We start from the raw sequence: 11953 nt of genomic DNA, 5'->3' as shown, positions 1-11953 counted from the left end.
GCATGTCTTCAACCACGCAGGGAACCGGTATGTCGTCCGAGATCGTCAGCAAGGAAGGTCGGGCCGGCTTCGGCGCCTATGAAACCTGGTACCGGATCAGCGGTGAGCTGGACGCCGGCAAGGCTCCGGTCGTGATCCTGCATGGCGGCCCGGGCGCCGCGCATAATTACGTCGACGCCTACAAGCTTCTTGCCCGAGACGGTCGCGCCGTCGTCCACTACGACCAGCTTGGCTGCGGCAACTCCACCCTGCTGCCGGAAAAAGGCGCCGATTTCTGGACACCCAAGCTCTTCGTCGACGAACTGGAAAACCTCGTCGACCATCTCGGCATCCGCGGCGGCTTCCACGTGCTCGGCCAGAGCTGGGGCGGCATGCTGGGCGCCGAATATGGCGTCGCCCGGCCGAAAGGCCTGAAGTCGCTGACCATCGCCAACTCGCCGGCTTCCATGAAGCTTTGGGTGGAGGAGGCCAACCGGTTGCGCGCCGACCTGCCCAAGGACGTGCAGGAGACGCTGACCCGTCACGAACAGGCCGGCACGACGGACGATCCGGCCTATCAGGCGGCGACGATGGTGTTCTACGAGCGGCATGTCTGCCGGGTGGTGCCGTTCCCGCCCGAGGTGACGGAGACTTTCGCCCAGATCGTGCGCAACCCGACGGTCTACAATGTGATGAACGGCCCGAACGAGTTCCACGTCATCGGAGCGCTGAAGAGCTGGAGCATCATCGACCGCCTGCCGGCCATCGAGGTTCCCACACTGATCATCTCCGGCCGTCACGACGAAGCCACGCCCGCGACCGTGCAGCCCTTCAAGGACGGCATCAAGGGATCGCGCTGGCAGATATTCGAGCATTCCAGCCACATGCCGCATGTCGAGGAGCAGGATCTGTGCATGCGGGTGGTGGGAGACTTCCTGGACCACAACGACAACTGAAAAAAGGGGAACTATGACATGAAGAAGGTTCTTTTGGCGGCGTCGGCCGCGGCATTGCTGGCCGGCTCGTGGCTGGCTCCGGCGCAGGCCGAATATCTCAAGGAGCACCGAGGCGGCACCATTCGCCTCCTCGCCCGATCGGCGGCCGGAACGCTCGATCCGCATATCAATTACACGGACCAGGGCTGGCAGATGTACCAGCCGATCTATGACGGCCTGGTCGCTTTTCGCAAAGCCGAAGGCGTCGAAGGCTTCAGCGTCGTTCCCGACCTGGCCGAGGCCCTGCCGCAGGTCAGCAATGACGGCAAGACCTTCACATTCAAGCTGCGCAAGGGCATCAAGTTCTCCAACGGCCAGGATCTTGGCTTGAAGGACGTCGTCGCCTCCTTCCAGCGCATCTTCAAGATTTCCGGGCCGACGTCGGGCACCTTCTATGCCGGCATCGTCGGCGCCGACAAATGCCTGGCCGACGCCAAGAGCTGCACGCTGGAAGGCGGCGTTGTCGCCGACGAGGCGGCGGGCACCATCACCATCAACATCACCAAGCCGGATGCCGAGCTGCTCTACAAGCTGGCTTTGCCGCATGCCGTGATCCTGCCGGCCGACACGCCAGCGGAGGACATGGGCTCCAAGCCGATCCCCAGCACCGGCGCCTACATGATCTCGGCCTTCGATCCCAACAAGGGCATGACGGTTTCCCGCAATCCGAATTTCAAGCAGTGGAGCGAAGAAGCCCAGCCGGATGGTTATCCGGATGTCGTCCAGTATGATTTCGGCCTGTCGGAAGAGGCAGCCGTCACGGCGATCCAGAACGGCGAGGCGGACTGGATGTTCGACGCGCTGCCGAGCGACCGTCTCGGCGAACTTGGCAGCAAGTCCATGGACCAGTTGCACATCTCGCCGCTTTCGGCATGGTGGTACGCGCCGCTGAACACCCGCCTCGCGCCGTTCGACAACGAAAAGGCCCGCCAGGCTGTCGCCTATGCCGTCGACCGCAACACGCTGGTCAAGCTGTTCGGCGGCAAGGTGCTGGCTTCGCCGGTCTGCCAGGTCCTGCCTCCGGACTTCCCCGGACATGAGGACTATTGCTCCTTCACCAAGAATCCGGGCGCCAAATGGTCGGCTCCGGACGTTGACAAGGCCAAGCAGCTCGTCGAGGAATCGGGCACGAAAGGCCAGAAGGTGACCATCATCGTCGAGGATACCGCCATCTCGCGGTCAATCGGCGTCTATCTGCAGAGCGTGCTGACCAACATCGGCTACGTCGCCGACGTCAAGCCGATCTCGTCCAACCTGCAGTTCACCTATATCCAGAACACCAACAACAAAGTGCAGATGTCCGTCACTCAGTGGTACAAGGATTATCCCGCGGCTTCGGACTTCCTGAACATCCTGTTCAGCTGCGCGTCCTACCGCGAGGGTTCGGATGCTTCGATCAACATTTCCGGCTTCTGCGACAAGGATATCGACGCCCAGATGCAGAAGGCGCTGGACCTCGGCGTAACCGACCAGAAGGCGGCCGACAAAATGTGGGCCGAAATCGACAGGCAGGTCACGGACAAGGCGCCGGCGGTCGGTCTCTTCACGCCGAAGCGGCTTGATTTCGTCAGCAAGCGCATCGGCAATTTCAAGTTCAACCCGCAGTTCAACTGGATTGTTACCCAATCCTGGGTGCAGTGAGGGGCCTGGGTGCAGTAACGAACCGCGGAAGGCACATCCCGGTGTCCAGCCAAGTCGCCGCCATGCCGCGCAAGACGCGAGGGCCCTGGGCCGTCGCGTTTGCGAAGCTGGCTACGGACAGGGCCGCCATGGCGTCCCTGGCCGTGTTCCTGCTCATCGTTCTCGCCTGTTTCAGCGCGCCTCTCTATGCGAAATGGGCGGGCACCGACCCGTTCGCCTCGACGCTCGACGCCGTCATCCAGATCGACGGCGCCGACGTTCCGGTGATGGAGCAGTCGACCGAGGGGCTGGGGCTAGGCTACACGCCGATCGGCCCGACCTGGCGGCTCGGCAACTATTTTCTCGGCGCTGACAGCCAGGGCCGCGATGTCATGGCTCGGTTGCTCTATGGCGGGCTCAACTCGCTTTTGATCTCCGGCGCGGCCACCATCTTCACGCTTATCTTCGGCACGCTGGCGGGGCTGATCGCCGGCTATTTCGGCGGCGTAACCGACACGGTCCTGTCGCGCTTGCTGGACGTCCTTTGGGCGTTTCCGATCTATCTTCTGGCGATTTCGCTTTCCATCGTCACCATCGCGCAAGGCATCTCGATCGGCCCGATCGAGATCCAATCGGGCAGTCTGTGGCTGCCGATCATTATCATCGGCATCGTCTACGTGCCCTATGTGGCGCGCCCGATCCGCGGGCAAGTCCTGGCATTGCGCCACAGCGAGTTCGTGCACGCCGCGATCAATCTTGGCGTGCCGGGCTGGCGCATCCTGTGGCGTGATATCCTGCCCAACATCACCACCACGCTCATCGTCTTCGTGCCGTTGATGATGGCGCTCAACATGCTGACGGAATCGGCGCTGTCGTTCCTGTCGATCGGCGTGCAGCCGCCGGCGGCGAGCTGGGGCACCATCATCCAGGACGGGCAGGCGCTGCTTTACACCCGGCCGCTGGTGGCGCTGGTGCCCGGGCTGGCGATCGCGGTTTCCGTCATGGCGCTCAACGTCTTCGGCGACGGCCTGCGCGATGCGCTCGACCCGCGCTCCAAGGTCCGGCTGGGGCGCGACTGATGATCTACGCCATCCTGCGCCGTTTCGGTCAGATGCTGTTCGTGATGTTCGGCATCTCGGTCATCGTCTTCCTGATCTTCTTCGCGACCCCGGGCGCCGATCCGGCCGCGCGCATCGCCGGCCGCAATGCTTCGCCGGAAGTACTAACAGCGGTGCGCCACAGCTTCGGCTTCGACCAACCGCTCTATGTGCAATACACGCGGATGATGGAGAAGATCTTCGTCACCGGCGATCTGACCTCCTTCGTCAATCGCGGCTGGAAGGTGGTGCCGGCCGTGCTGGATTCGATCCCGGTGACGCTTTCGCTGGTGTTCGGGGCGGCGATCCTTTGGGTGGTTGTCTCCATCGTCATCGGCATCGTCGCCGCGGCCACGCGCGACAGCTGGCTGGACAAGCTCTTGATGGCATTGGGCCTGCTCGGCATTTCAATGCCGGTCTACTGGCTGGGCGAGGTGATGAACCTGATCACCCAGAGCCGTTATCACGACAGCTGGGCGTTCTCCTGGGTGCCGCCGCTCGGCTACAAGAATTTTTCCGACGATCCCAAGGGCTGGTTCCTGACGCTGGTCATCCCATGGATCACGCTCGCCATCCTCTATATCGGCATCTACGGGCGCGTGCTGCGCGCCGCCATCATCGAATCCCTGCAGGAGGACTATATCCGCACGGCCCGCGCCAAGGGCCTGTCGGAGACCCGCATCCTGCTTCGTCATGCGCTGCGCACCTCGCTCATCGCCTTCGTCACCTTGTTCGGTCTCGACTTCGGGGCCTTGGTGGGCGGCTCGGCCTTGCTGACTGAAGTGGTGTTCGGTCTGAATGGCATCGGCAAGCTCACCTATGACGCGCTGCAGAACCTCGACCTGCCTATGATCATGGCAACGGTCATGTACGCATCGATGTTCGTGGTCATCGCCAACGCGGTGGTCGATTTCGTCTACATCCTTCTCGATCCGCGCCTGAGGGCATCATGATACTGTCGGTGCGCGATCTTAGAGTATCCTTCCGCACCAATGAGGGGCTGGTGCGCGCCATCGACGGCGTTTCCTTCGACCTCGAGGAAAGCGAGATCCTTGGCGTCGTCGGCGAATCCGGATCGGGCAAGACGGTGTCGCTGCTCGCCGTGATGGGGCTCATCACCGACCCGAACGCGGTCATCGATGGCTCGATCCGCTACAAGGGCCGCGAGCTCGTCGGCTTGCCTCCGCGCGAACTGAGGCGCCTGCGCGGCAACGAGATCGCGATGATCTTTCAGGATCCGATGACGGCGCTGACGCCGGTCTACACCATCGGCTGGCAGATCGCCGAGCAGATCCGGGCGCATCGCGGCGTCAGCAAGGCCAAGGCGATGCAGCGCGTGGAACAGTTGCTGGCGGAGGTGAATTTCCCCAACCCGCATGAGGCGATGTCGCGCTATCCGCACCAGCTTTCGGGCGGCATGCGGCAGCGGGCGGTGATTGCAATGGCCTTGTCCTGCGATCCGGCGCTGCTGGTGGCGGACGAGCCGACCACTGCGCTCGACGTCACCGTGCAGGCCGGCATTCTCGACCTCGTGCGTAAGCTGCGTGCGACGCATAAATCGGCCGTGGTCTTCATCACGCATGACATGGGCGTGGTCTCCGAACTCGCCGACCGGGTCATGGTCATGTACGCCGGGCGCGTTGTGGAGCGCGGCACCCGCACGGAACTGTTTTCCGATCCGCGACATCCCTATACACGCGCGCTGCTTGGCTCGATCCCGCCGCTGACAGGCGACAAACCGCGTCGCCTGCCGGCCATCCCCGGTTCGCCGCCGTCGCTGCTGCGGCTGCCGCAAGGCTGCGCCTTCGGCCCGCGTTGCCCGGTTCGCTACGAGCCTTGCGAGGCCGACAAGCCAAGTCTCGGCAGCGGCGCGCATGCCGCCGCATGCTTTCGGGAGGCACAGGCATGAGCGAGCCGATGACCGATACAGATCGCCCGATCCTCGAGACGCGTTCGCTGGCAAAGCGCTTTTCGATCGGCAGCCGCTTTTCCGCCGAAGGCAGGCGAACCGTCCATGCGGTCGACAATGTTTCGCTGACCGTGCGGCGCGGCGAGACGGTCGGGCTGGTCGGCGAATCGGGATGCGGCAAGTCCACGCTGGCGCGCTGCCTGGTGAGGCTCCACGACATCACCGACGGCAAGCTTCTGTTCGAAGGCGACGACATCACCTCAAAGTCGTTGTCCGAACTCCGGCCGCTGCGGCGGCGCCTGCAAATGGTCTTCCAGGATCCGTCGGCCTCGCTCAATCCGCGCCGGCGCGTCGGCGACCTTGTGGCCGAGCCGCTGCGCATCCATGGCAAGCTCCCGTCTGCCGAGATCAAAAAACGTGTCGCCGGGCTGTTCGAGCTGGTCGGACTGCTGCCGGACCATGTGATGCGCTATCCGCACGAGCTCTCCGGCGGTCAGCGCCAGCGCGTCGGCATAGCGCGGGCGATCGCGTTGAACCCCGACCTTGTCGTGCTGGACGAACCTGTCTCAGCCCTCGACGTGTCGGTACAGGCCCAGATCGTCAACCTGCTTGCCGACCTGCAGGAGAAGCTGAAGCTCACTTATATCTTCATCGCCCACGATCTCTCGGTGGTGCGCCAGATCTCGACCCGCATCGCCGTGATGTATCTCGGCTCGATCGTCGAAGAGGGACCGGCGGAAGAGGTATTTGCCGCACCGGCCCATCCTTACAGCCAGGCGCTGATCTCGGCGGTTCCCGTCGTCGAGACGACGCCCGGCGGGACACGCAAGCGCATCATCCTCGCCGGCGACGTGCCGAGCCCGCTCAAGCCTCCGTCGGGATGCCGCTTTCACCCGCGATGCCCGATCGCGGCGGAACGCTGCCGCTCGGAGCGGCCGGAATTGAAGGAATATCGTCCAGGCCGCAAAGTGGCCTGCCACTTTCCGACGCTGACCTGATCTAGTGCCGGATGGCTGGCCGGCCGCGTTGGAGGAAAGCGCCCCCGCTGGCCGGATCAGTTCTTGGCGATGGCGCCGACTTCGACCGAATCGACCCGCTTCAGGCTCATGCCGATCACCGGCACCAACTGTTTGTCGACACGCACGGCCACCGTCACGGTCATCGAATTGTCGTCAGGAACGCGGGCCTGCATGACGCCGTTCAGCTGCTTGCGGTTGATGGTGAACACGACCTTCTGGGCATCGACGACATTGCCGCCGACGATATCCATTCCGTTGCCGGTCGAGCCGCCCATGAAGCTGCCCCGGTAGCCATCGCGGCCCTTGCGCTCGACGCTTGCCGACATCTTTTGCGTGAACACCCCGACCCGACAGTTGCCGTCGAGCGTCATGCCGAGCTTGCCGTCCGGGGTCGAGCCATTGAAATCGCAGGTGAATTTGGTGCCCTTGTACTTGCCGGCGATGATCTCGCCGGGGCCCACCCATCTGCCTTCGACGGAGCGGAAAAACTGCTTGTCCGGCTCTGCCCCAAAAGCCTTTTCGACGAGGCCGAGCGGCGCGGCGATCGCAACGCTGGCAGTCAGCACGCAGGACAGGATTACGCTTCTCATCGACGACACCCGGCACGAAAGAGTCTTATCTTGGGACCTGGCTGACCATGAAGAAGATTGGTTAATGCTTCGTCACTGGCGACGGTTTTGGCGTTTACCCTATTGCTCCGTCTGACCGTCCTTTTTTGCCGCGAACGACGTCAGCGCCGAGAGGAAATCCCCAAGGCCGGGGCGCTTCACGGCGATGAACGGCAAGGGCCGCGCCGTTTCCATCGCCGCGATGCCGATGCGCGCCGTCATCATGCCGTTGACCACGCCTTCGCCGAGCTTGGCGGAGAGTTTCGCGGCGAGGCCGTGGCCGACGATCTGCTGCACGAAACTGTCGCCGACCGCGATCGAGCCGGTCACCGCCAGATGTGCGAGCACGCCGCGCGCCAGGCGGAAGAAGCCGAGCGTGCCTGGACGGCCGCCGTAAAGCTCTGAAAGGCGCCGGATCAGCCGTCCGGCCTCGAACACGACATAGGCGATGTCGACCAGCGCGCGGGGGCTGACCGCCGTTATCAGGGACACGCGCTTCGCGGCCTCGAGAACCATGATCTTGGCGCGCGCATCGAGAGGCGACAGGATCTCGGTCTCGGCGAGCCGCACCAGATTGGCGCCGTCGATGATCTCGCCGCGTAGTTCGGCAAGTGAACGCCGGCCAGCCGCGGTTTCGGGCTTTGCGGCCACAAAGGCCGAGAGCTCGTCGACGAGGGCGCGCGCCGCCTTGGGATCGTCGCGCGCCACCGCGTCCAGGGCCCGTTTCTGCATCTTTTCGACTTCGGCAAGGCGGGCGATGGCGAGGAATTCGCGGATGAGGATGACGAGCAGCGACAGCAGCGCGATCGCCACCATGCCTGCGGCGACCCAGCCAAGCCACTCGGCCCGCGCAAACAGATCGCGGATCAACTGGTCGGCCCACAGGCCGACCGCCAGCGAGACGAGCGCGCCAACAGCGCCAAAAAACAGCCGGGCCAGAAGTGAACGTTTTCTCGGCGCCGTTGCCGGCGGCGGGGCCGCGGCCTCGACATCCTGTTCGTCGAAGACGTCGACTTCCGAAGGGATCACCACCGCCACATCGGCCCTTGCGGTGCGTGGCCGGCGCGCCAGCGGTTCCTCGCCGATGCGGCCCCGCGGTGCTTGCGGCCTCGGCTCAGCCTCGGGCTCGATGCGGAAGGCCGCCGGTTTGCGGGGCGCGGTCATGCCAGACGATCTCCAATCAGGAACTGCAGCGCGCGGTCGAGCCTTATATGCGGCAAGGACAAGGTGACGCCTTCGGCGGTGCGCTCTAGCTTCGGCGGTCGAAAGCGCACGAAGCGGATCGCCGGTTCGTCGATGTCCGGCGACGATCCCGAAACATCGAACACCGCATCGACCTTTTCCGGCAAATCGCCTGGGAATATGGCGGTTTCAGTCTTTCCGTCGAATGCCTCGCCGTCGATCCTTTCGCCCTTCAAGGGTGTGCCGATGATCACCGGCAGGGTCTCGCGTCCCTGTTTGACCGTGCCCTCGCGAGTCGAGCGAACCGCGGCCATGGCGGCGACATCGACGGCGGCGCCGCTGAAATTCGCCCTTGCGAGCGCACGGTCGGTCAGCCGGCGCACGATCGCCTGCAGCCGGTCATGGCTTTCGTGATGCAAATGGTCGGCCTTGGTCGCGGCCACCAGAATGCGGTCGATGCGACGCGAGAAGAAGTCGGTCAGGAAATTGCCCCGTCCGGGCCGGAAGCAGGACAGGATCTCGGTGACGGCGCGCTCCAGATCGGCCATGGCGGCCGGGCCGGCATTGAGCGCCTGCATGGCGTCGATCAGCACGATCTGCCGGTCGAGACGCGTGATGTGCTCGCGGAAGAACGGTTTGACGACATGCGTCTTATAGGCCTCGTAGCGGCGCTCCATCATCGCCTGCAGCGACCCGGAGCGGGGCCGGCCCTCGGAAAGGGTCATTAATGGCGCGAAGGTGAGCGCCGGCGAGCCTTCGAGATCGCCAGGCATCAGGAAACGGCCGGGCGGCAATGTCGACAGTGCTCGCTCGTCCAGCTTGCAGGCCGTGAGATAGGCGGCAAAGCTTTCGGCCAGCCGCCGCGCCGTCATCTCGTCGGCGTCGGCATCGGGATTGATGGTGAATGCCAGCTCACGCCAGGCTTGCGACAGGTCGGAGCGGACGGGCAGCGCGGCTAGCTCGACCGCCTCGCGCGAAAAATCGGCGAAGGATTTGCCGAGCAGCGGCAGGTCGAGCAGCCATTCGCCGGGATAATCGACGATGTCGACAGATAGTTTTCCGGCTGAAAACAGGCGGTTCCAGCCGGAAGCCGACTCATATTCGATGGTGAGCCGGAGTTCGGAAATGGCGCGGGTGGAGTCCGGCCAGACGCGGTCGTTCACCAGCGCCTCGACATGGTCTTCATACTGGAAGCGTGGAACGGCATCGTCCGGCTGCTCCTCGAGGCAGGCGCGGGCAATGCGGCCCGACTTCTGTGCTTCGAACAGCGGCAGGCGTCCGCCATGGATGAGGTTGTGGACGAGGGCGGAGATGAACACCGTCTTGCCGGCGCGGGACAGGCCGGTGACGCCCAGGCGCAAGGACGGAGAGAAGAGCCCGGTGGCGCGGCCGGACAAGGTGTCGAGCGCAATCCTGGCCTCGTCGGTAAAGCTGGTCAGCGATGATGCCAAATCGGGCCTCGGGTTGCGTCAGCGCCCGATATAGGCGTTGGGCCGCGCGTTTGAAATGGCCTCAGAGGTCGGCGGGCGTGAGAAAGGCTTCGAGATAGCCGTTGCCCTGCGCCGCTTCGGCAAGGTTGCCGGGAAAGCGCACCACCGCCAGGCCGGAGGTCGGAAAACCGTGGTTCATCATCCCGCGCGCGGCCTCCTCGCCGTCGCCCGACACCGCCAACGCCAGATCTTCAGTCATGGGGTTGTGGCCGATCACCAGCAACTGGTCGGCGGCGCCATTGCTGCGGATGATATCGAGATAGCCGGCGGCATCCTCGCTGTAGAGCGTGTCGAAAAACAGGACCCGGCCGGTGTCGGTACGCCCCGCCAGGCCTTCCAACGTCTGCCGGGCCCGTTTGGCGTTGGAACAAAGGGTGACGTCCGGTACGTAATTGCGGGCCCGCATGGCCTCTCCGATCGCTTCGGCGTCGGCCATGCCCGATTCGTCGAGCGGACGGTCGAAATCGCGGACGCCGGGCAGCGCCCAACCGGCTTTGGCATGCCGCAACAGATAAAGTTTGCTCAACCGGACCCCCATAGCGCCGCCTTCCCGGCAAAGTGCGATTAGTCACCAGAACCATGTCACGCACAATGGCCGGCGCCTGCAACTGCAACAAATCATGCGCGAATTCGTTGTCCGCCGTTGAAACAATGTCGTCGCTCGGGCCGCCGATGCGATACTAACAATTGCGTGAAACTGTCGCCGATAGCGCTTGTGCAGCCTCTTGTCCCCGAATATATAGGCGCCAAATTTGGGGTTGTTGGGTGAGTCGAATGAACGACATCGTTACCGCCGATTACGTACCCTCCGAAGACGAGCCGTTCATGAACGAACGGCAAAAATCGTACTTCCGCCAAAAGCTTATCACCTGGAAGAACGACATTCTCCGCGAAGCGCGCGAAACTCTCGAAATCCTGCAGCAGGAAAACGCCAACCATCCCGACCTAGCCGATCGTGCCTCCTCGGAAACAGACCGCGCCATCGAATTGCGCGCCCGCGATCGCCAACGCAAGCTCATCTCGAAAATCGACTCCGCGCTCCAGCGCATCGACGAAGGCACCTACGGCTATTGCGAGGAGACCGGCGAACCGATCGCGCTGAAGCGGCTTGACGCACGCCCGATCGCGACGCTCTCGATCGAGGCGCAGGAGCGCCACGAGCGCCGTGAGAAGGTCTATCGCGACGATTGACGCGAAGCGACTAGCAAGGAACGTCAAAAATGGCCGGATTTCCGGCCATTTTTGTTTTCGATACCAAGGGCGTGAAAAGGCTCGCCTGAGCCGGCAAGCCGGTGTTCGGTCAGCGCTTGTGGCTGCCCAACTCGCCAAGAAGCTTGGTCATCTCGTCGTCGAGCGAAGGCTTGGCCGCCGGCTTGCCGATTGCCGGCTGGGAATGCGACTCCTCGAGAGAAGTCTCGAGTTCGTGCATCAGCGTGTCGTCGATGGAATCGTTTGAGGGCGGCGGCGTGTGCCTGGTGCTGCCGTTCGTTGTCCCGTAGCTCGGCAGCGGCATGACCTTCGCCGTCGGTTGGCTCGGCTCCACCGGCCTGGGTGCAGGTGCAGGCGCCGGCGCACGCGGATGTGTGGCGACAGCCGGTTGCGCGGCAGGCGGCGGTGGCTGCCTGACTGGCGCGGGAGCCGGTGCCGGTTGCGGCGCGCGCGGGCGTGGCGCGGCGGTTGCCTGCTGCTGGCCGCTGTCGCCGGTCAACGCCGGGCGGCGCGGCGCGGCAAGCCTTATATCGCGCTCGACCACGACATCGGTCGGTCCGCCGATCAGGATCAGGTGCTCGATGTCGTCGCGACGCACCAGCACCAGCCGGCGGTGGCTGTCCACGGCGGTGGCGTCCATGACCGCAAGACGCGTCTTGCGATTTCTGCCGCCGGCCACGAAGGTGCCGAAGGTCAGGTTGCGAACCACCTTGATCACGAGCAGGACGACAACAAGCAAAACGAGCGCCGCGAACGTCCACAGGATCGCAGCGACATAACCCGGACCCGCCACGTTATCCAGCCACTGCAGCATCGGTGCACCCAATCGCCTTTTGAGGTGAGCG

12 protein-coding genes are annotated in these 11953 nt (G+C 64.0%); 7 read left to right on the top strand and 5 right to left on the bottom strand.

The window, feature by feature from the left end; all coding sequences use genetic code 11:
• Positions 1-29: 29 nt before the first annotated feature.
• From F3H96_RS14780 to F3H96_RS14755, 6 genes are read left to right on the top strand one after another with little or no spacing between them, the layout of a single operon-like run.
• On the top strand, positions 30-935 hold the full coding sequence (locus tag F3H96_RS14780; RefSeq protein ID WP_149802621.1) for a proline iminopeptidase-family hydrolase: 906 nt from the start codon (positions 30-32) through the stop codon (positions 933-935).
• Positions 936-953: 18 nt separating this feature from the next.
• The gene (locus tag F3H96_RS14775) at positions 954-2615 is read left to right on the top strand and encodes an ABC transporter substrate-binding protein (RefSeq protein ID WP_149802471.1); all 1662 of its coding nucleotides are present in this window, start codon (positions 954-956) and stop codon (positions 2613-2615) included.
• Between the two features lie 41 nt (positions 2616-2656).
• Positions 2657-3673: an ABC transporter permease gene (locus F3H96_RS14770; protein WP_149802470.1), complete on the top strand. Its 1017-nt coding sequence runs from the start codon at positions 2657-2659 to the stop codon at positions 3671-3673.
• A complete protein-coding gene (locus F3H96_RS14765; RefSeq protein ID WP_149802469.1) occupies positions 3673-4644 on the top strand; it encodes an ABC transporter permease in 972 nt (323 codons plus the stop codon). Before F3H96_RS14770 ends, F3H96_RS14765 begins: the two co-directional genes overlap by 1 nt.
• Positions 4641-5600 (top strand): ABC transporter ATP-binding protein, encoded by a 960-nt coding sequence (locus tag F3H96_RS14760; protein WP_149802468.1) that lies wholly within the window; start codon positions 4641-4643, stop codon positions 5598-5600. Before F3H96_RS14765 ends, F3H96_RS14760 begins: the two co-directional genes overlap by 4 nt.
• Positions 5597-6598: a dipeptide ABC transporter ATP-binding protein gene (locus tag F3H96_RS14755; protein ID WP_280177777.1), complete on the top strand. Its 1002-nt coding sequence runs from the start codon at positions 5597-5599 to the stop codon at positions 6596-6598. The genes F3H96_RS14760 and F3H96_RS14755 overlap by 4 nt, the downstream gene beginning before the upstream one ends.
• Positions 6599-6654: 56 nt before the next feature.
• Here F3H96_RS14755 and F3H96_RS14750 read toward each other — a convergent pair whose 3' ends face one another.
• The 4 genes from F3H96_RS14750 to F3H96_RS14735 form a co-directional block, all read right to left on the bottom strand.
• Positions 6655-7209: a hypothetical protein gene (locus tag F3H96_RS14750; protein WP_149802467.1), complete on the bottom strand. Its 555-nt coding sequence runs from the start codon at positions 7207-7209 to the stop codon at positions 6655-6657.
• 99 nt (positions 7210-7308) lie between these two features.
• Positions 7309-8391 (bottom strand): TIGR01620 family protein, encoded by a 1083-nt coding sequence (locus tag F3H96_RS14745; RefSeq protein WP_149802466.1) that lies wholly within the window; start codon positions 8389-8391, stop codon positions 7309-7311.
• Positions 8388-9860, bottom strand: a complete 1473-nt coding sequence (locus F3H96_RS14740) for a YcjX family protein (RefSeq protein WP_149802465.1) — start codon at positions 9858-9860, stop codon at positions 8388-8390. Before F3H96_RS14740 ends, F3H96_RS14745 begins: the two co-directional genes overlap by 4 nt.
• Positions 9861-9921: 61 nt before the next feature.
• The gene (locus F3H96_RS14735) at positions 9922-10425 is read right to left on the bottom strand and encodes a histidine phosphatase family protein (RefSeq protein WP_149802619.1); all 504 of its coding nucleotides are present in this window, start codon (positions 10423-10425) and stop codon (positions 9922-9924) included.
• A 248-nt stretch (positions 10426-10673) separates the two neighbouring features.
• Between F3H96_RS14735 and dksA the strand changes: the two genes are divergently transcribed.
• Positions 10674-11090 (top strand): RNA polymerase-binding protein DksA, encoded by a 417-nt coding sequence (gene dksA, locus F3H96_RS14730; RefSeq protein ID WP_040972254.1) that lies wholly within the window; start codon positions 10674-10676, stop codon positions 11088-11090.
• Between the two features lie 109 nt (positions 11091-11199).
• On the opposite strand, the gene F3H96_RS14725 is transcribed toward dksA, so the two are convergent.
• Complete coding sequence (locus tag F3H96_RS14725; RefSeq protein WP_149802464.1) at positions 11200-11922, bottom strand: flagellar biosynthetic protein FliO; 723 nt, start codon at positions 11920-11922, stop codon at positions 11200-11202.
• Positions 11923-11953: the final 31 nt, after the last annotated feature.

Origin of the sequence: Mesorhizobium sp. NFR06, from assembly GCF_900115245.1 — a bacterium.
In the GTDB taxonomy this organism is placed as follows: Bacteria; Pseudomonadota; Alphaproteobacteria; order Rhizobiales; family Rhizobiaceae; genus Mesorhizobium.
Note: the sequence above shows the minus strand (reverse complement) of the source record. Positions and strands in the feature narration are given on the sequence as shown.